Annotated in this window: 17 protein-coding genes and 1 pseudogene; 5 read left to right on the top strand and 13 right to left on the bottom strand. The window is 69.5% G+C overall.

What is annotated here, in order from left to right; all coding sequences use genetic code 11:
- Window positions 1-219: 219 nt before the first annotated feature.
- From ACFYPC_RS27320 to ACFYPC_RS27300, 5 genes and pseudogenes are all read right to left on the bottom strand, one after another.
- A pseudogene (locus ACFYPC_RS27320) lies at window positions 220-555 on the bottom strand (2OG-Fe(II) oxygenase); the annotation flags it as partial.
- Complete coding sequence (locus ACFYPC_RS27315) at window positions 552-1,070, bottom strand: methylated-DNA--[protein]-cysteine S-methyltransferase (protein ID WP_388681237.1); 519 nt, start codon at window positions 1,068-1,070, stop codon at window positions 552-554. The gene ACFYPC_RS27315 and the pseudogene ACFYPC_RS27320, both read right to left, overlap by 4 nt.
- 87 nt (window positions 1,071-1,157) lie before the next feature.
- Window positions 1,158-2,645, bottom strand: coding sequence for an AlkA N-terminal domain-containing protein (locus ACFYPC_RS27310; RefSeq protein WP_388681234.1), 1,488 nt, complete (start codon window positions 2,643-2,645; stop codon window positions 1,158-1,160).
- Between the two features lie 119 nt (window positions 2,646-2,764).
- Window positions 2,765-3,460 carry a nucleoside/nucleotide kinase family protein gene (locus ACFYPC_RS27305; protein WP_388681263.1) on the bottom strand — a complete coding sequence of 232 codons (696 nt, stop codon included), beginning with the start codon at window positions 3,458-3,460 and terminating at the stop codon, window positions 2,765-2,767.
- A gap of 14 nt (window positions 3,461-3,474) precedes the next feature.
- Window positions 3,475-3,588: a DUF6191 domain-containing protein gene (locus tag ACFYPC_RS27300; RefSeq protein ID WP_388681232.1), complete on the bottom strand. Its 114-nt coding sequence runs from the start codon at window positions 3,586-3,588 to the stop codon at window positions 3,475-3,477.
- Window positions 3,589-3,850: 262 nt separating this feature from the next.
- Here ACFYPC_RS27300 and ACFYPC_RS27295 point away from each other — a divergent pair, with 262 nt between their 5' ends.
- The 3 genes from ACFYPC_RS27295 (at window position 3,851) to ACFYPC_RS27285 (ending at window position 7,159) form a co-directional block, all read left to right on the top strand.
- Window positions 3,851-4,003 carry a hypothetical protein gene (locus tag ACFYPC_RS27295; RefSeq protein WP_385727289.1) on the top strand — a complete coding sequence of 51 codons (153 nt, stop codon included), beginning with the start codon at window positions 3,851-3,853 and terminating at the stop codon, window positions 4,001-4,003.
- 73 nt (window positions 4,004-4,076) lie between these two features.
- Window positions 4,077-4,817, top strand: a complete 741-nt coding sequence (locus ACFYPC_RS27290; RefSeq protein WP_388681229.1) for an HAD family hydrolase — start codon at window positions 4,077-4,079, stop codon at window positions 4,815-4,817.
- Window positions 4,814-7,159: a glycoside hydrolase family 65 protein gene (locus ACFYPC_RS27285; RefSeq protein WP_388681226.1), complete on the top strand. Its 2,346-nt coding sequence runs from the start codon at window positions 4,814-4,816 to the stop codon at window positions 7,157-7,159. Before ACFYPC_RS27290 ends, ACFYPC_RS27285 begins: the two co-directional genes overlap by 4 nt.
- Window positions 7,160-7,175: 16 nt before the next feature.
- On the opposite strand, the gene ACFYPC_RS27280 is transcribed toward ACFYPC_RS27285, so the two are convergent.
- The 5 genes from ACFYPC_RS27280 to ACFYPC_RS27260 all read right to left on the bottom strand — a co-directional run bounded on the left by ACFYPC_RS27280 (window position 7,176) and on the right by ACFYPC_RS27260 (window position 11,931).
- Complete coding sequence (locus ACFYPC_RS27280) at window positions 7,176-8,420, bottom strand: serine hydrolase domain-containing protein (RefSeq protein ID WP_388681224.1); 1,245 nt, start codon at window positions 8,418-8,420, stop codon at window positions 7,176-7,178.
- 171 nt (window positions 8,421-8,591) lie between these two features.
- Window positions 8,592-9,929, bottom strand: coding sequence for a CAP domain-containing protein (locus ACFYPC_RS27275; protein WP_388681221.1), 1,338 nt, complete (start codon window positions 9,927-9,929; stop codon window positions 8,592-8,594).
- Window positions 9,930-10,002: 73 nt separating this feature from the next.
- On the bottom strand, window positions 10,003-10,314 hold the full coding sequence (locus ACFYPC_RS27270; RefSeq protein ID WP_388681218.1) for a YkvA family protein: 312 nt from the start codon (window positions 10,312-10,314) through the stop codon (window positions 10,003-10,005).
- An 85-nt stretch (window positions 10,315-10,399) separates the two neighbouring features.
- On the bottom strand, window positions 10,400-10,780 hold the full coding sequence (locus ACFYPC_RS27265) for a hypothetical protein (protein WP_388681215.1): 381 nt from the start codon (window positions 10,778-10,780) through the stop codon (window positions 10,400-10,402).
- Window positions 10,781-11,007: 227 nt separating this feature from the next.
- Window positions 11,008-11,931, bottom strand: a complete 924-nt coding sequence (locus ACFYPC_RS27260; protein WP_388681214.1) for a MurR/RpiR family transcriptional regulator — start codon at window positions 11,929-11,931, stop codon at window positions 11,008-11,010.
- A gap of 274 nt (window positions 11,932-12,205) precedes the next feature.
- Between ACFYPC_RS27260 and ACFYPC_RS27255 the strand changes: the two genes are divergently transcribed.
- Window positions 12,206-13,351, top strand: a complete 1,146-nt coding sequence (locus ACFYPC_RS27255) for a glycoside hydrolase family 88 protein (protein ID WP_388681211.1) — start codon at window positions 12,206-12,208, stop codon at window positions 13,349-13,351.
- A gap of 58 nt (window positions 13,352-13,409) precedes the next feature.
- Here the strand turns inward: ACFYPC_RS27255 and ACFYPC_RS27250 are convergent, their stop codons facing one another.
- The 3 genes from ACFYPC_RS27250 to ACFYPC_RS27240 all read right to left on the bottom strand — a co-directional run bounded on the left by ACFYPC_RS27250 (window position 13,410) and on the right by ACFYPC_RS27240 (window position 18,393).
- Window positions 13,410-14,702, bottom strand: coding sequence for a ThuA domain-containing protein (locus ACFYPC_RS27250; protein ID WP_388681208.1), 1,293 nt, complete (start codon window positions 14,700-14,702; stop codon window positions 13,410-13,412).
- A gap of 21 nt (window positions 14,703-14,723) precedes the next feature.
- Window positions 14,724-16,868 (bottom strand): RICIN domain-containing protein, encoded by a 2,145-nt coding sequence (locus tag ACFYPC_RS27245; protein ID WP_388681260.1) that lies wholly within the window; start codon window positions 16,866-16,868, stop codon window positions 14,724-14,726.
- 127 nt (window positions 16,869-16,995) lie between these two features.
- On the bottom strand, window positions 16,996-18,393 hold the full coding sequence (locus tag ACFYPC_RS27240) for a ricin-type beta-trefoil lectin domain protein (RefSeq protein WP_388681206.1): 1,398 nt from the start codon (window positions 18,391-18,393) through the stop codon (window positions 16,996-16,998).
- A gap of 303 nt (window positions 18,394-18,696) precedes the next feature.
- On the opposite strand from ACFYPC_RS27240, the gene ACFYPC_RS27235 reads away from it, so the two are divergent.
- Window positions 18,697-19,359: a TMEM175 family protein gene (locus ACFYPC_RS27235; RefSeq protein ID WP_388681203.1), complete on the top strand. Its 663-nt coding sequence runs from the start codon at window positions 18,697-18,699 to the stop codon at window positions 19,357-19,359.
- Window positions 19,360-19,367: the final 8 nt, after the last annotated feature.

The following is a 19,367-nucleotide window of genomic DNA, read 5'->3' as shown; positions in this document are numbered from 1 at the left end:
CCGCACAGGGCGTGGGGGCCGGCCCCCGAAGCCCCCCCCCCCCCCCCCCCCCGCGCGGGGGGGGGCCCCCCCCCGCCCCCCCGGGGCCCCCCCCCCCCCCGCCCCCCGCCCCCCGCCGCGCCCCCCCCCCCCCCCCCCCCCCCCCCCCCCCGCCGGGCGGAACCTGTCGATTCGGCTCCCGAGAGCGGCCAGGGCGGGCCGGAAGCTCGTGGCTGCACCGGGCGCCGGCTGCCCGAGCCGGCCGGCCCAGTCGCGCGCGATCGGCAGCAGGCGCGGGTAGAACGCAGCGCGCAACTCCCGTACCACGTCCGGTAGTTCGTGGGTGAAGTAGCGGTATTGCCCGGAGCCGAAGCGGTGCCGGGCCATGTCGACGCTCGTACGGAAACGGTCAGTGTCTTCGTACAGGGCGCTGATCTCGTGACACTCGTCGGGTGACAGCAACGGGCCGGTGAGCGCGCAGCCGTGCTCGTCGAGCTCGGCGGCCAGAGCCGCCCAGTCACCGGCCCCTACACGGTCGGCCGGGCGCGCTGCCGCCGTCCGCGCTGTGCGGGTCATGACGACGAGGAAGCGGTCGGGCGCGCGTTCTCCAGCTCCAGGAGCCGCTGTTTGCGCTCCGGACCGGCCGCGTAGCCGCTGAGCGCGCCGTTCGCGGCGATCACACGGTGGCAGGGGCGCACGACGAGCAGCGGATTCGCGCCGATCGCCGTACCCACGGCTCGGACCGCGGCCCTCGGCGCGCCGATCTGTGCGGCGATCTCGCCGTAGCTGAGCGTGGTTCCGTACGGAATGACCTCCAGGGCCTTCCACACCCGTTGCTGGAACTCGCTGCCTCCGCTGACGTACTCGATGTCGAAGTGGGTCGGCCTGCCCTCGAAGTAGGAGCGCAGTTGGGAGACGATCTCCGCGAACGCGTCCGCGTTCTCGATCCAGCCGCCCTGGACGACGGCGCCGGATTTCTGGCCGGGCATCGACAGCGAGGCGAGCGCCGTGCCGCCCTTCGCCGTCGCCGACTCCTCGCCCACGAGCAGGAGTTCACCCAGCGGGCTGTCGATCGTCGTGTAGACCGTCATCAGTCATGTCCTCTCTTGCGTTCCGTTCATCTCCGCCACCTCCAACAATGAGGTGTGCCGGGCGCTGACTCCGGCGGGATTCGGACGTCACGCTTCGGCAGGTTGGCGCCGGTCGGCGGCGGCGCTCCAGAAGTGGTGCATGGCGTAGGTGCGCCAGGGCCGCCAGGCTTCGGCGTCGACCGGCTCGGCACCCGCCCGGCGCATCCCGGCCTGGACGTCCATGTCTCCGGCGAGCAGTACGTCCGGGTCCCCCAGGGCGCGCATCCGGATGTATCCGACGGTACGGGGGCCGAGGCCAGGCAGGGCGAGCAGGGCCTTCTCGGCCTCGTCGCGGTCGGCGCCCGCGTCCAGGCTCACGGTGCCGTCGGCGAGCGCGCCGGCGACCGTACGCAGGGTGTCGCGGCGCTCGCCGGGCATCCCGAGCTCTTCGAGCGAGGCCTCCGCGAGGTCGTCGGCGCTGGGGAAGACATGCGTGAGCCCGCCGCTGGGCACCGTGAGGGGCTGCCCGTATGCGGCGACCAGGGCGCTGCCGAGCCTGCGTCCGGCGGCCGTGGAGACCTGCCGGCCCAACACCGCGCGGACGGCGAGTTCGTGCGGGTCGGCGGAGCCCGGGGCCCGCAGCCCCGGCCGCAGCGCGACCAGCGGCGCCAGCGCGGCATCGGAGCCGAGCCGCTCGCCGACCGCGTACGGGTCGGCGTCCAGGTCGAACAGGCGCCGGATCCGCTGGGTGGCCGTGGTCAGGTCGCGCAGATCGCCGAGGTGCAGATGGCAGGTGAGCCAGCCACCCTCGCCGAGCACTTCGCCGACCTCCGCGACACCGGTGCCATGGGGGAGGCGGAGGGTGCGCCGGTAGGTCCGCCCGCCCCGTTCGCCGGTGAGTTCCTCGACACCGGTGACGGCGCGCTCGCCGAGATAGTCGAAGACCTCGGCTGCCGCGTACGGGCCGCGGTGGGCGAGCCGCAGCGGCACCCCGCCCGCCCCGTTCGTCGTACCGACCGATCCATAGCGTGCGGACCGGCCCGGTTTCGCCGCGCGCAGCCCGCTGGGGGTGACGGCGTAGACCTCCCGGACGGTGTCGTTGAACTGCCGCACGCTGGCGAACCCGGCCGCGAAGGCGATCTCCGCTGCCTTGAGGCTCGTGGTCTGGAGCAGGATCCGCGCGGTGTGGGCCCGCTGCGCCCGGGCGAGCGCGATCGGTCCCGCGCCGACCTCGGCGTTCAGCTGCCGCTGCACCTGCCGGGCGCTGTAACCCAGGCGCGCGGCGAGCCCGGCGACACCCTCACGGTCCACCACACCGTCTCCGATCAACCGCATCGCACGGCCGACCGCGTCCGCGCGGACGTTCCACTCGGCCGAGCCGGGCACCGCGTCGGGGCGGCAGCGGCGGCAGGCCCGGAACCCGGAGCCCTGCGCGGCTGCCGCGGTCGGGAAGAAGAGGACGTTCTGCCGCTTGGGGGTGGTCGCCGGGCAGCTGGGGCGGCAGTAGATCCCCGTCGTGGACACGGCGAAGAAGAACTCGCCGTCGAACCTGGCATCGCGGCTGCTCACCGCCTCGTACCTGCTGTCGTCGCTCATCACCCTTCCACTGTGCGCCAGGCCACGGCGCTCCGCTGGCGGAAATCGGACATCACGCTTGTGGGGGAGGCGGACGCCGGTCATCTGCACCTACCTACGGACGGTCCGCACCGGCACGTTCACCGCGCTGATCGGCGATCCCGCGGGCGATGCGCGGGGGGAACCCGAGCTGGAAGTCCATCCCGGATGACGGCCGCCCCGACCACGAGGTCGGCGCGGTCCCGTGTCGCGGCGATCAGTTCGGCGTTGCGCTGGTCCGTGCCGAGGACCCATGCCAGCGCCGTGTCGTGGTCCTTGCCGAACTCCTCGTGCCGGGCCACGAGACGGCGTACGCGTTCGGCCTCGTCGAGCTCGCAGAACCAGACCTCGTCGAGCTGCGCCCGCACACGCGACCAGGCGTCGTCCCGGAGCAGGAGGTAGTTGCCCTCGGTGATGACCAGGCGGGCGGTGCGGGGGACGGGGACGGCACCGGCGACGGGCTGTTCGAGGGTGCGCTCGAAGCCGGGCGCGTAGATCAGCTCGTCCTCGTCCTCGCACAGCCGACGCAGCAACGCCGTGTACCCCGCGGCGTCGAAGGTGTCGGGGGCACCCTTGCGATCGCGGCGGCCCAAACGGTCCAACTCGGCGTCCGCCAGATGGAACCCGTCCATCGGTACGTGGGCGACCCAGGTGGGCCCCGCACCGTTCAGCTCGCTGACCAGACGCTCGGCGAGCGTGGTCTTGCCCGCTCCGGGACTGCCGGCGATGCCGAGGAGGGCGCGGTGCCCGGGACGCACGAGGGACGCGGCACGTTCGAGGAGGCCGGCGAAGGTCATCGGCTCGTCGAAGGTCACAGGCGCCGCTCCTGCCCGGCGGCCCGCGGCATCCGGACGACCGCCGTCCTGCCGCCCAGATCGACCGTCTTCCGGTTCGGCGGCGCCCCGTCCTCCTTGTCGTCCCGCATCACCAGCGCTGCCCTGGCGGAACGGAGCGCGGGAGGGTCAGCAACTGGTCGGCGAAGACCGGCAGTGTCAGCAGGATGACGAGTCCGGGCAGAGTCATGAAGACGGCGAATCCCATGGCTCCAGTATCGGGGCCGACAGGTGGATTCCGGCCAGTCCGGCGGCGCCCGGCGCCTTGTCCCGGCGTATTCGGCTTATGCTGATGCGACTGTTGAATTCTGGTCAACAACCGGCACCGCAGCGGCCACGTACGGGGAGAACACTATGTCGCAGCAGAGCCCCACGCTCGCCCCCCACAGCTACCGCGCGTACTTCGACCATCTGCTCGGCTGTCAGAAGTGCAGCACCCCACCTCGGCGCTGTGAGGACGGTACCGCGCTGTACCGGACCTACCGAGCGGACCTGAAGAAGTCCTGAAGGAACCGGCCGCCCCGCGGCCGTGTGGCGTGCGCCACCCCGTGGCCACGGCAATTCGGGGCACACTGCCCGTATGACAGAGCAGCTTGGTCTTCCGAAAGAAATCCTGGCCTGCCTCTTCGATCTCGACGGGGTCATCACCAAGACCGCCGTCGTCCACGCGGCTGCCTGGAAGCGGACGTTCGACGAATTCCTGCAGCACCGCGACGGCGACGCGTTCCGTCCCTTCGACGACGCCGACTACAACGACCATGTGGACGGACGCCCGCGGGCAGACGGCGTTCGCGCCTTCCTCGCGTCGCGCGGCATAGAACTGCCCGAGGGTTCAGCCGACGACCCGCCGGACAGGGCGACCCTCCAGGGCCTGGGCAACCGTAAGAACACCCTGCTCCTGGAGCTGATCCGCAGCGGCGGCGTCGAGGCGTACGACGGCACACTGCGCTACGTCGAGGCAGTGCGCGCGAGCGGCCTGCGGACCGCGGTGGTCTCCTCCAGCACCAACTGCCAGGACATCCTGCGCGCGGTGGGCGCCGAGTCCCTCTTCGAGGTCAGGATCGACGGCGTCGTCGCCGCCGAACGCAAGCTGCCCGGCAAGCCGAATCCGGACACCTTCCTGGCCGCCGCGCGGGATCTGGGAGCCGAGGCTTCGCAGGCCGCCGTCTTCGAGGACGCGCTGGCCGGCATGGACGCGGGCCGCTCGGGACACTTCGGCTACGTCGTCGGTGTCGACCGGGTCGGCCAGGGAGCCGCACTTCGCGCACACGGCGCGGACATCGTCGTACGGGATCTCGCGGAGCTGGGGGAGAACGCGTGATCACTCACACGTCCTACTCCGTCGAGCCGTGGGCGCTGCGCGAGCACGTCCTCAACCTGGACCTGCTGCCGCAGAGCGAGTCGGTGTTCGCGCTCTCCAACGGCCATGTCGGCTGGCGCGGAAACCTCGACGAAGGCGAGCCGCACGGCCTTCCCGGCACCTACCTCAACGGCGTTCACGAAGTCCACCCGTTGCCCTATGCCGAGGCCGGATATGGCTACCCGGAGTCCGGCCAGACGGTCATCAACGTCACCAACGGCAAGGTCATCCGCCTGCTGGTCGACGACGAGCCGTTCGACCTGCGCTACGGACGGCTCCGCTCCCACGAGCGCGTCCTCGACCTGCGCACCGGTCTGCTCACCCGTAGCTGTGAGTGGACCTCCCCGGCGGGCGACACGGTCCGCGTACGCTCGACCCGGCTCGTCTCCTTCACCCAGCGCGCGATAGCCGCCGTCTCCTACGAGGTGGAGGCCGTCGACTCCCGGGTCCGTGTGGTCGTCCAGTCCGAACTGGTCGCCAACGAGCAATTGCCGAGCCGCAACGGTGACCCGCGGGCGGCGATCGTCCTGGAGTCTCCGCTGGAGGGGGAGGAGCACTTCGGGCAGGACGGCCGGCTGAAACTGGTGCACCGCACCCGGAACAGCGGGCTGCGCGTCGCCACCGCCGCGGACCACACCGTCGCCGGACCCGAGCCGACCACCACGAGCAGCGAGAGCAGCCCCGACGTCGCCCGCCTCACCGTCACCTCCGTCCTGGAACCCGGACAGAAGCTGCACGTGGAGAAGCTCGTCTCGTACGGCTGGTCGAGCACCCGGTCCCTGCCCGCTCTACGGGCGCAGGCCGACGCCGCGCTCGCTTCGGCCCAGCACGGCGGCTGGCAGGGCCTGGTCGACGAACAGCGCGAGTACCTCGACGACTTCTGGGCCCGCGCGGACGTCGAGGTGGACGGCGACGAGGAGATCCAGCAGGCCGTCCGGTTCGCGCTGTTCCACGTCCTGCAGGCCGGGGCCCGCGCCGAACAGCGCGCGATACCGGCGAAGGGGCTCACCGGATCCGGCTACGACGGCCACGCCTTCTGGGACACCGAGACCTTCGTGCTGCCGCTGCTCACCTACACCGCACCCGGCGCGGTCGCCGAGGCACTGCGCTGGCGCCAGAACACGCTGCCCGCCGCCCGCGAGAGGGCTACCCAACTCGGCCTGCGCGGCGCGGCGTTCCCCTGGCGGACCATCGAGGGCTCGGAGGGCTCGGCGTACTGGCCGGCCGGGACCGCCGCCTTCCATGTCAACGCCGACATCGCCGACGCCGCCGTGCACTACACGGCCGTCACCGGTGACAAGCGGTTCGAACGCGACACGGGGCTGGAACTGCTGGTGGAGACGGCACGCCTGTGGCGCTCGCTCGGCCACCACGACCACCAGGGCGGTTTCCACATCGACGGGGTGACGGGCCCCGACGAGTACAGCGCCGTCGCTGACGACAACACGTACACCAACCTGATGGCCCGTGCGAATCTCCTGGCGGCCGCGGACGCCGCGGAGCGCCACCCGCGCAAGGCGGAGTCCCTCGGGGTCGACGACGAGGAGAGCGCCGCCTGGCGCGACGCCGCGGGCGCCATGCACATCCCCTACAACCACGAACTCGGCGTCCACGAACAGCATGCCGGGTTCACCGCCTACCAGCGGTGGGACTTCGCCACCACCCGCCCCGACCAGTACCCGCTGATGCTGCACTTCCCCTACTTCGACATCTACCGCAAGCAGGTCGTCAAGCAGGCCGACCTGGTGCTGGCCATGTACAAATGCAGCCCCTACTTCGACGACGAGCACAAAGCCCGCAACTTCGCCTACTACGAGCCCCTCACCGTCCGCGACTCCTCCCTGTCGGCCTGCTGCCAGGCCGTGATCGCCGCCGAGGCCGGCCATCCCGGGCTCGCCTACGACTACTTGGTCGAGGCCGCGCTGATGGATCTGCGGGACCTGGAGAACAACACCCGGGACGGCCTGCACATCGCCTCGCTCGCCGGCACCTGGATGGCCCTCGTCGCCGGCTTCGGCGGGCTTCGACACCACGGCGCGAACCTGGAGTTCAAGCCCCGGCTGCCCGAACGGTTCCACCGCCTCGCCTTCAACCTGGAACTGCAGGGCCGCCGCCTGCGTGTGGAGATCGGGCCGGCCACTGCCACGTACTCGCTCCTGAGCGGCGAGCCCCTGGAGATCCACCACTACCGCGAACCCGTCACCCTGGACGCCGACAAGCCGCACAGCCTCCGCATCCCGGTCCCCAGGCTGCGCCCCGCCCCCGACCAGCCACCGCACCGGCGGCCGAACAGTCACGGGTGAGGCGCAGCCGAGGAGGTCAGTCGCGGGCGATGGCCGGTGCGATGTCCTCGTAGCGCTCCACCTGGTTCACGGCCGCCGTGCTGCGCGCGGCGGCCGTGGTCTGCGGCTTGCCGCAGAAGGCGGATTCCAGCGTGCGGCTCAGGGTGGTGAGCACCGTGCCGTTGTTCGAGGTGTTGGCGAGCGCGGTGACGCTGCGCTTGCCGTCCTTAGAGGTGAACGCGTACGTGTAGTAGCCCTGGACGGTGCCCGTGTGCCCGTACACGGAGACACCGCACGACAGGTCGCGGCGGCGCAGGCCGAGACCGTAGCCCTGGGTGCTGTTCACCGGAGTCCACTGCTGCATCTGCGCGAGCTGGGCGGCGGACAGGAGCCTTCCGCCGAGCAGGGCGGAGAAGAAGGTGTTCAGGTCACGGGGGGTGGAGATGATCGCGCCCGCGCTCTGCGCCCAGGAGACCGTCTGCTCGGTGGAGTCGACCAGGGAACCGGCCTCGTCCGGCGGGAGGTAGCCGTTGGCGTGGCGGCCCGCGATCGCGGTGTCCGGGTGGACGTAGGAGGTGCCGGTCAGCTTCAGCGGCGCGATGATCCGCTGCTGGTACTGCGTGCGGACGGACTGCCCGGTGAGTTTCTCGATGAGCATCCCACCGACGACGAAGTTCGTGTTGGAGTACGAATAGGCGGCGCCCGGCGCGTTGTTGAGCGGCTTCTCCAGCGACAGGTCCACCAGGTCCTGGTAGCTGAACACCTTGTTGCGTACGGCCTCGAAGCCCGGGACCGTCTGCGCGAACATGTCGTTGGTGTAGTCGTACAGACCGCTGCGGTGGCTCAGCAGATGGCGCACGGTGATCCGGTCGTCGGGCAGCAGTCCCGGAAGGTAGCTGTTCACCGACGTGTCCAGGGCGAGCTTGCCCTCGTCGACCAGTTGCAGCAGCACCACGGCGGTGAAGGTCTTGCTGACGCTTCCGACGCGGAACCGGTCGGTCGTGCTGAGGGGCCGCCCGGTGACCCGGTCGGCGACTCCCTCGGACAGCCGGTGGACCGTGCCGTTGTCGTCGACCCGCACCATCGCGCCGGGTGCTCCCTGCGCCAGTGCCGTACGCAGCACCTCGCGCAGCCCCGCGTCGTCAGGCGCCGCCAAGTCCTCTGCCGCGACGCGCGCTTCAGGTGCGGTGCCCGCGGGCACGGCCGCCTGTGCGGGCGCTGCCAGGAGGGACACCAGAACCGCGCCCAGCGCCGTGCTCACGCCCACTGTTCCTGAGACCATCTGAATTCTTCCCCGATCTGTTGGTGCCGGTGCGGATTCCGGCCCGAAGCGCACCGCGGATGCGGGCGTCGGCATCATTACTACGCACAGGAGGGGCACATGGGTTGCATAGGGCGCGACGGAAATCAGAAACAGTGAGCCGAAGGCGGTGAGTTGGAGCAGGCGGGCGTGTCAGGCGCCGAAGAGCTGCGTCCAGTAGGTGCCCATCCTGCCGCCGCCGGCCAGGCCTGTTCCTATGTGGGTGAAGGCGGGCTTGAGGATGTTCGCGCGATGGCCGGGACTGTTCATCCAGCCGAGGACAACCTCGGCGGGGGAGCGCTGGCCGCAGGCGATGTTCTCCCCGATGGTGCGACGGGCGCTGCCCGCGGCGGCGGCCCGGTCCCAGGGCTGGGTGCCGTCGGGGGAGGTGTGGGAGTAGAAGGCGCGGGCCACCATGTCGTCGCTGTGCGCCTGCGCCGCATTGGTGAGCAGCGGATCGACCGACAGGGGCCGCAGACCGGTCGCGGTCCGTTCGGCGTTGGTGAGCGCGAGGACCTCACTTGCCGTCCGTGCCAGCTCGCCGGGGCTGAAGGGCCGTGCCCACAGAGCGGTCCAGTACAGGTCGCCGGAGCGGTCGGCGACGTAGGCCAGGCCTGCCTGGCTGAACGCGGGATCGCACAGTGTGCGCCGGGACTGCTCGCTCGACAGGCAGTACTCCACGAACTCGCCGGGCGTGCGCGGGCCGGAGACCAGGTGTTCGCCGACAGTGAGATACGCGTATCCGGTCGAGGTGACGTGCTGGTACACGGAGGTGCCGTCCGGGCTCTCGGAGCTGAGGACCCTGCGCGCTGCCATGCCGGAGGCGTGGACGCGTGCCGCGGCCGCCAGCCGTGCGTCGAGGGACACCGGCGGGGAACCGGCCCTGGCGCGTGCGGAGTTCACCAGGCCGAGGAAACCGTCCGTGCCGGGCACGGAGTTCACCTGGCCGGCCCGCCCGTTGGAATGAGCAGCGGTGCTCCCCCGACGGGCTGCTTCCACCGGCGCGGAGGTGTCCTCGGTGATGTCGACCCCGAAGTCGCGTGCTATGCCCGCCAGTCCGTCCGCGTACCCCTGGCCCAGCGCACGCAGCTTCCACGCGCCGCCGCGCCGGTAGATCTCGGCGAGCAGCAGCACGGTCTCCCGTTGTGGACGCGAGGGGGTGAACCGGGCGAGGGCGCGGGAGCCCGGTCCGGTGACATACAGGGTGGGCGCGGGCAGCCGTGCCAGTGGTGTCGCGGGGTCGGCGGAGCTGATGACGACCGTGACGCGGTCGGCCCCGGCCCGCAGCCCGAGGGGATCGATGGTGAGCTGCTCGCCCTGGAGCCGCGCACCGGACGCGGTCGGCTGGTTGTAGAACACGAAGTCGCCGTCGCCGCGCACCTGTCCGCTGTCATCGGTGATCAGCGCGCTGACGTCGAAAGGGCCCGGCACCCGGAGGGTCAGGATGCCGCCAGGAAGGGGCACGTTGCCCCCGGGAACCAGCTCGGTCATGGTGCCGCCCCGTCGACGCAGAGATCCGAAACGGCCTTCGACGAGGGCATTCACGCCAGGGGCCGTCGGATGTTCAACGGTCCGACGGTGCGCGGGGGTTCCCGCTGACGCTCGGACGGTCGCCTGTCGCCGGCCGCATCGACCGCAGGGCCATCAGGAGTACGCCGATGTCGTCCAGGTAGATGGGGTCGGGCAGCAGATCGGCCGGGAGCACGAGATAGGCGACGGCACCCCAGAAGACCCAGCGTGACCCGGCCGGAAGTCCCGCCCGTCGCAGTTCGCGGCGGGCACGGACGAGCCGGATCAGGAGCGCGAGCGCGACCCCGAGCACGGCGGCGCCCAGGATCGCGACGATGACGATGACCGTCCAGGTCGTGGAATCCATGTGTCCGTCCAGAGCTCTCGGCGGGCTGATGCACCTTCACATCTTCCCGCTCGGGCCCTTCCTATCGCGCCGGACCGGGCCGGACTCAGGTCCGTGCGGCGTTGCCGTCGACGAGCGCCTGACTGACGGCTCGGATGCTGCGGGCGATGTGCTGGAGCTGCAGAACCTCCGCCGCGTACATCTTGATGGTGTGTTCGATGACGCCCTCGTGCAGGCCAAGCGCGGGCAGTTCGGCGCGGGCTGTCTGCAGGGCGGTGCGGGCGACCCGGATCTCGTGGTGCACCTGGATCTGCGCGTGGCGGGCCAGCAGGACGGGGTACTTCATCAGCGCGGGATAGCTCGCGTAGCGGGTCGGCACCAGCTCGCGCAGCCATCTCACTGCCGATCGCTCCCAGTCGAAGCTTCCTGGGGTCTTGACCTGGCACGGCCAGTCCGAGGTGATCGGTGAGTACGTCGTGAGGGCCATGTTCATCGCTTCCGGATCACGTCGGCGGGGGAGTTCGGTGGGGCCCCGGCTAGGGGATGGCCGGGGCCGCCACCATGGCCACCCGGGACCCAGGGCGGGTAGGAGCGGAAGGCCCCGGGTGGACGCGAGCAGTATTTATATATACCGCCGGTTACGCAAGAACATGAAAACATTCATGCGATATTTGGGGTAGATGATCCGCTTATGTGATGGTCTGCGGGGAAGCCTCAGTCCTTGAGAAAGAACTGGTGCTCATCGGCGACCTGCTCGTACTCCTCCAGGCGTGCCTGTGTCCGCTCCGGATCGTCGTCGGTCATGGCCTGGAGCAGTGCCGCGGACATCACGACGGGCGCCGCGTACGAGTCGAAGACGAGGCGCGAACCGGTGCCCGTGGCGAAGGTGACGTCGGCCTCGTCGGCCACCGGGCCGAGTGCCAGGTCGGTGATCAGGGCCACCCGCAGGCCCGCGCTGCGCGCCACCCGTACAGCGGTGAGCGTCTCCTGGGCATGCCGGGGCATGTCGAAGGCCAGCACCCAGGTGCCGCCCGCCTCGCGAGACTGGAGCAGCGCGTCGTAGGCGACGCTGCCGCCGCGGGTCACCAGCCGCACGTCCGGGTGGATCCGCCGCGCGGCGTACGCGAAGTACTCGGCCAGCGAGACGGAGATGCGCAGCCCCAGCACGGTCAGCGGCGCCGACTTCGACAGCGCCCGGCCGATGCTGATCACCTGGTCCGGATCGGCGAAGTCCCGCCGCAGGTTCTCCAGATTCTGGATCTCGGCGTCCACCGCCGCCTGCAACTCGTTGCTCGTGGCTTCCGCGGCCGTGCCCGGCGCACTGCCGAGCGTGCTGAGTGCGATCGACTGGAGCTTCTCCCGTAGCGCGGGGTAACCGCTGAAGCCGACCGCCGCGGCGAAACGGGTCACCGAGGGCTGGCTCACCCCCACCCGCTCGGCGAGGTCGGTGATCGACAGGAACGCCGCCTCGGTGATGTGCTCGATCAGGTACTGGGCGATGCGGCGCTGTCCGGGGGAGAGCCGGGGACCGTCGAAGAGTTCTCTGAGCTGGGACGTGGGAGCCGCGCCCGCCTCCGGGGCCGTCTTCCCCGACGTGATGGCGGATGCCTGCGCGCGTGCCTGCTGCGGCGATGGCACCGATGTGCCTCCTTCGTGTCCCACAAGCACTCAACATAGCTCACGGACCGTGTTGGCCCGGGTGCTCGCACCGGGCGTGACGTGGGCGGTTCCCGTTCACCACAGGCATCGAGCGGCGCCTTCGGCGTAGGTCTCTCCTCGTCACCACGTTCTGTCCGCTGAACAGCACGGATGAGCTGAACTCCCTTCAGGTTACGGCTACTTGACGACGAGCCATGGACACCGTGTGACCGGGGAGCCGAGGATGAGAGCCCCATCCGTAGGAGTTGTTCATATGCATAGACGACGCCTGCTCTCCGGCGCGGCCGCGCTCAGTGCCTCCGCCGCTCTCGCGCCCTCCCTGACGGGCACCGCACAAGCGGCCCCGTACGCCGTGTCACCCGTGCTTCCGTCGAGGGCCGAGATCACCACCGTCCTGCGCCGCGTGGCCGACCAGTGGATCGCCACCCATACGAACTCCGGCGACAACGGCTGGGCCAACGCCACGTTCTTCAGCGGGCTGCTCGCCCTGCAGCGCCTGACCGGGAGCGCCCGCTACCTCGACTACGCCCGGAGCTGGGCGGAGAAGCACGCGTACGGCCTCAACGGCGGAGTGACCACGCGCCACGCCGACAACCACAACGCCGGACAGGCCTACCTCGACCTGTACGCGCTGGAGCCCGACGCGCAGAAGCTCACGGCCATCGAGACGTCCCTGCGCCGCATGGTCTACACGGACCAGCCCGCCAAGAACGACGACTGGTGGTGGGACGACACGCTCCACATGGCGATGCCGCCCTTCGCCCGACTGGGCGCACTTCGGCAGGACACCCAGTACTGGGAGAAGCTGTACGCCCTCTACAACCACACCAAGCGCATCGAGGGAGGCCCCGGCCTGTACGCCGCCGGCACCGGCCTGTGGTATCGCGACAAACGCTTCCTGCCGGGCGGGATCCTGTCCCCGACGGGCAAGCCTGTGGTGTGGTCGCGCGGCAACGGATGGGTGACGGGTGGACACGTCAAGACCCTCAAGGCCCTCCCGTCCACCGAGCGGCACACCATCGAGTACCGCGACACCCTGATCCGGCTGGTGACGGCCCTGCGAGCTGTGCAGCGCACCGACGGCTTCTGGAACGTCAACCTCGCCGACGCAGCCCATCTGCCCGGCCCCGAGACCAGCGGCACGTCCTTCTTCCTCTACGGCACGGCCTACGCGGTCGCCGCCGGCCTCGTCGACCGCGCCACCTACCTCCCGGTCGCCGCCCGGGCCTGGAACGGCATGGTCACCACCGCCGTACACGCCGACGGCTTCCTGGGCTACGTGCAGAACGTCGGCGACCGCCCGGAGTCCAGCCAGCCCGTCACCTACGACTCCACCGCGAACTTCGGTGTCGGCGCCTTCCTGCTCGGTGGCACCGAAGCCGCCCTCCTCGCGAGCTAGGACATGACGGTGCCCCCCGTCGCTGGTACGCGACGGGGGGCACCGGTGTGCTGATCGGTCAGGGTTGTGCGGTGAGCGTGAAGCTCTGCGCAGTGGAGCCGTTGCAGGTGAGCTGGGTGAGCTGCACGCTGTTCGTCGCGGCGGTTGCCGCAGTCAGGCACTTACCGCTGTGGCGGGCCGTGAAGTGGTAGCGCCCGGTGCTTTCCTTCACCGGAAGCCACTGCTGGTTCTGGCCGGCCGAGTAGGTCCACAGCTGCAGCCCCGCGTTGTCGGCTGTCGAGACGCCGGCCACGTCGATGACCTGTTGTGGACTGGTGCGGATCCCGGCCTGCCGGTATCCGCTGTCGGTCGAGCGGAACTGGAACTGCTGCGCCTGCGTGCCGTTGCAGGCGTACTGCTGGATCGCGGTTCCGTTCGCCGTGGCGGCCGAACGGGCGTCCACACAGGTGCCGTTGCCGGCGTTGGTCAGCGAGTACCAGGCGGTCTCGGAGAGCGAGTCCGCCGGCGGGGTCGTGGTGTCGGCCCCGCCCAGCCACTTCAGCCCGTCCAGCACGAGCTGGTTCTGTGTCGCGCCACCGAACGTCGAGGACAGCCGCGTGTTGGTGTCGTAGTTCATCGCGTTGTGCCCGAAGTTCGCGTACAGCATCTTGTACTGCGTGTTGGTCCAAACGATGGGGTAATCGCCGCTGTACCAGGTCTGGTTGGGGTCGGTTCCCACCGGGAAGGTGCTGGAGTCGAGCGAGGCCAGCACCTTGATGTTCGGGTTTGTCCGCAGATTGTTGGACCAGCTGTACCACTCGCTGACCGACGAGGTGAAAGTCGCCGGCAGGTTCTTGGTGGCCGCGTGCGTACGGTCGTCCACCTTCAGGACCTCTGAGGTAGGTCCCCACGTGTTCGTCGCGAAGTTACCGCTGCCGAGGAACGTGTTGTGGTACCAGGGCCAGGCCGACGCATTGGTCGTGAAGGCCGCGACATGGAAGCCCAGCCAGGCGCCGCCACCCCTCATGTACGTCTCGAACCCCGTCCGCTGGGCGGCCGTCTGCGGCAGGTCGTCGAGGAAAAGCACGACCTGGTACGCGTTGACGCCGCCGTTGGCGAGCAGGTCCCAGTTGTTGCTGGAGGTGTAGGTGAAGCCGTTCGCCGCCGCCTGCTGGGGGAACCAGGTGTTCGCCTCCTTGACGAAGTCGATGTGCGCGGCGTCCCAGGTGCCGTTGTAGAGCGCGAGCACCTTGAACGGGACCGCCGAGGTGTCGGCCTGGGCGGCGGGTGGTGCCGCCAGGCCGAGCAACGTCGCCAGCAGGACGAGAACCTTCAGGGCCATACGTGCCGGACCAGAACTGCTGATACGCATGAACGATCCTTTCCGAACGCGTCAGGGGTAGCTGACGAGGTTGGCCACGTTGGTGGTGGAGTTGGACGGGCCGCCGTTGCTGTTGACGACATGCCGGATCGTGCCCACGCCGCCCAGGGAGACGGTCACCATGTTCGTCAGACGCGTGCCGCCGTTGCTCGGCACCTCGTAGGCCCGCTCGGCCGCGACCGCTGGGTTGACGTTGAAGTAGCAGTAACTGCCCAGCCCCCACGCCTGATGGCTGGTGACGGTGGCGGCGACCTTGTAGGCGGCGTAGCCCTGCGTCGTACCGTTCATCCAGGCGGCCTGGTTGGGCGGGTCGTACGGCATCTCGTTCTGGTAGAAGTACGTTCTGCCGCCGTTGCCGTTCCAGATGGTCTGGTACTTCTGGTAGTGCTCGACGAACAGGCCGTACATCGTGACGTTGTCGCCGTTCACGATGAGCCCGGTATCCGCGGTGTTGGTGGTCCAGCCGACCCCGGTTCCGTGGTCGGCGCGCCAGATCCACATGTGGTCGCCGATGACGTTGTCGCTGTTGACGACGAGGCTGGTGGTCGCCTTGCCCACGGCAGCGCCGCCGACGCGGAAGTACACGTCGTGCAGGGACGTCGGGTTGGTGGTGTGCGTGGCGGTGGCGCCGGTGGGGCCGACCTCCAGCAGCGTCGGCGAGTTGGTCGTGCCCGCGTCGAAGAGAACGCCCGCGATCTTGACTCCGTCGACGTCGGCGACCTTCATCGCGGTGATGCCGTTGTCCGGGATGAAGGTGGCGAGGCCCAGTCCGAGGATGACCGTGTCGGCGCGGTTCACCTGCAGGGTCTGGTCCAGGTGGTAGACGCCGGGGGTGACCAGGAGGTTCTTGCCCGCGGCCAGCGCGGCGTTGATCTGCGAGGCGGTCGAGCCGGCCTTGACGATGTAGAACTGGTCCATCGGGAGCGAGGTACCGGCGGTGCTGCCGCTCGCCCAGCTGGTTCCCGTGGAGTTCGACCGCGTGCTCGGCACGAACACCTGGTAGCTGCCGGCGCTGTCGACGTACAGGAACGGCTTCTCACGGGTGATCGGGCTCTGCGCCACCGTGGTGTTCGGCGGGCTGGGGAAGGTGTTGGCCGGCACACCCTGGCTGCCGACGAAGACCATGTTCCAGTTGGAGCCGGTCCAGCTGCCGAGCTGCGAGTTGCGGGTCAGCCACTGCTGCTGGCTGCCGGAGTTCACCTGGCCGTCGATCTTCGTGTCGGCCATGTACCCGCCGCTGGACCAACCACCGTCGTCCAGAGCGAGGTTGCCGCGTACGTGCATCCGGCGGTAGGACGAGGCCTGGGACACGGCCCAACGGTCGGTGCCGCTCGTCGGGTTGACCGAGAGGTTCTCGGCGCCGCGCCAGAAGTTCTGGGTGGCGTTGCCCTGGAACCAGTCGGCCTCGGCGTGCACCGCGCCATTGATCGTCACCGAGTCCGGGGACAGGCCCAGTCCGAGGACCTGCGTGTAGAAGCCGACGTTGACGTCGGCGCTGTAGGTGCCCGGCTTGAACATCACCGCGTAGCGCTGGGAGCCGAACTGGTTCGACTGCTGCTGCTGGAAGATGGTGTTCAGCCGGGTCTGGATGGTCGACGCCGACATCGACGGGTCGAACACGACCACGTTCGCACCGAGGTCGACTCCGCCGGTCGGCGGGGCCACGGCCGCCACCTGGAAGCGCTGGGCCGCGGACCCGTTGCACGTGTACTGCACGAGCTGCACGCCGTCAGCGGTCGACGCGCTGGGGACGTCCAGGCACTTGCCGCTGTTGCGGTTGACGAAGTGGTAGTTGCCCGCTCCCTCGTCGACAGGCAGCCACTGCTGGTTGTTGCCGCCGCCGTACGCCCAGAGGTGGACGAGAGCGTTGTCGACCGTGGAGTTGTCGCTCACGTCAACGACCTGGCTGGTGCTGTTGGCGGTGCCGATCTGCACATAGCCGTCGCTCGTGGTGGTCAGACTCCACTGCTGGGCCGTGGAGCCGTTGCAGGTGTACTGCTGCACCACGGTGCCGTTCGCCGTTCCGGCGGAGGCGGCGTCCAGACACTTGCCGCTGCCCCCGTTCACCACGGTGGCCAACCCGGTGGGCAGCGCCGCGGCGGCCGCGACTGCCTTGTCCTGCGAGGCGATCGTGATTCCGGTGACGGTGCTCGCCATGAGGGCGACCGCGATCACCAGTTTCGGTATCCGGCGGCGGCCGGATTCTGTGCTGCGTCTGAGCACGACTTCTCCTGAGAAGAGGGGGGGAAATGAGGGGTGAGCACGGGGGCGCGGACTGTGTCCGTCAGCCGGTGTACCTGGCGAAGATGCTGGTGAACTGCCAGGCGGTCTGGGACACACCCGAGCACGTGTCGTTGTTCGGGTAGGCGCCGGAGCAGGGACGGTCACGGTTGACCGACCAGAACGTCAGCCGCGCCAGGTGGTGCTGCTGGGCGTAGGCGAGGATCGTCTCGAAGTTGGCGGGGGTGACCGTCTCGTTGACGTCGGTGATCCCGTTCATGGACGAGATGCCCATGCCCCGGTACGCCTGGTCGTCGGTGTACCCATAGGCGTTCTTGAGCGCCGTCTTGAGGCCCTCGGCCGCCTGAACGGTGAGCGTGCCCATGTTCTGGCCCACTCCGCCGAAGTCGAACGGCATGATCGTCCAGCCGTCGACGGTAAGACCGGACGCCGCGGCCCGGTTGATGAGGCCCGTGTCGGGGCCGCTCTGCCCGGTGCCGATGGTGACGTACACCTTGATGCCGGGGTTGTTGGCCTTGATGGTCTTGAGCGCGTCCACGGTGCGCTGCTGGACCGTCGTGTTGCTGTAGGCGTCGGCCTCGATGTCGATGTCGATGGCCTTGAGCGCGTAGGCGTTGATGACCTTCTGGTACGCGGCCGCCAGCTCACCGGCGGTGGAGCAGGAACTCTCCAGCTTGTTGCCGCTGTAGCCACCGAACGACGGAATGACGTCGCCGCCGTTGGCGCGCACGGTGTTGATGGTCGTCTGGTCGACGCCACCGGCCAGCGCGCGGCTGCCGTCCCACTGCGGGTTGCAGTAGCCGTTGCTGAGGACGAAGGCCAGCGTGAACCACTTGACGCCGGTGGCGTTCATGACCGTGGTGGGGCTGGGCGGGCTGCCCCAGCCGTTGTAGATGTACGGCGCGACGGCCATCGGCGCGGTGGTGGTGGGGGGCGGGGTCGTGCCACCGTCGACGGGGGGCGTGGTCCACTTCTGGTTGGCGGCGCCGCCACAGGTCCAGAGCTGGATGGGAGTGGCGTTGGCCGAGCTGCTGCCCGTGACGTCGGCGCACTTGTTGGACTGCGTACCGATGATGGCGCCGGCCGTGGAGACCGTCCACTTCTGGTTGGTGCTGCCCGCGCAGTCCCACAGCTGGAGCTTGGCGCCGTCCGCGGTCGAGTTGCCGGTGACGTCGAGGCATTTGCCCAGGGCGCGTATGGTCCCGTCGGAGCCGAGGGTCCACTGCTGCGCGGCGGTGCCGTTGCAGTCGTAGAGCTGTACGGCCGTGCCGTTCGTGGAGCTCGCTCCGGCGACGTCCAGACACTTGCCTCCGAGGCCGGTGATGGTACCGGTGGCGGCAGCGGCGGTTGAGGCACTGAGGGCACTGGCCGAGAGAGCGAGTACTGCCGTGGCGAGGGTGGTGCGTAGCGTGGTGGAGCGCGCGAGGGATCGTCTGGGCATCACGGCGATCACAGCCCTTCAAAGGTGCTGATGAGTGGGGGGTTCACGTCCATGAACGATTGGGCGTATTCGTGGGACGCTGGTGATCGGTGAACTTATTGGTCTGGTCCAGACACGTCAAGACGTAAACTCAAGATGTGAAATAAGGGGTCCCCAGGACGGGCCCGCGCACAAGGAGTTAAACGATCACCGTCGCGCGTGGTATTTCATGACCTCATCGAGGTCGCGTCGCGCCAGGGCGCGACTTCTGCCTCGACGATGTCGGGCCATCCACCCACAAACGACTGCCAATGGTGCTGCCCCATGGACAACCGCAGGTTCCAGCTCCCGCGCCGCGAAACCGTGATCGGTCCGGAACGGCTCCTCTTCTTCGGCGACGCGGTCTTCGCGATCGCCATCACGCTGCTGGCCCTTGACATCACGGTGCCCGAAGGACTGGCCGACGCCGAGGTCGGTGCGGCATTGCGGGACGCCGTGCCCAAGATGGGCGCGTACCTGCTGAGCTTTGCCGTGATCGGCGTGCTCTGGCAGGCCCAGCATGCGTTGTTCCGTCAGGTCGCGACGCTCGACCGCCGGCTGCTCAACCTCTATCTCGCCCAGCTCGCCGTGGTCGCCGCGCTCCCGTTCCCCACGCGGCTCATCAGCGAGTACGGCGGGACGACCGCGGCCACCGCGTTCTACGCCGCGGTGATCGCCCTGGCCGTCGGGCTGCTCGGCGGGATGGCGGCCCGGCTGCTCGTGCGGCCGTCCCTCGCCATGACGGACACAGGGCCCGGTGGTGTCAAGGACTCCCTCTGGCGGAGCGTGTCGATGGCGGGTGTCTTCGCCACCTCCATCCCGGTGGCCTTCGCCTCCCCGACGGCAGCCAAGTACTGGTGGCTCCTGGCAATCCCCGCCCGGTGGCTGTTCCGGGGCCTGAGGACGCCGGACCGGCAGACACCGGGAGTCACGGAGACAACCGCCTGAGGAAGGCG

The organism is Streptomyces sp. NPDC005808 (assembly GCF_042871385.1).
Taxonomy (GTDB): Bacteria; Actinomycetota; Actinomycetes; order Streptomycetales; family Streptomycetaceae; genus Streptomyces.
This window is presented reverse-complemented; position numbering and strand designations above follow the sequence as displayed.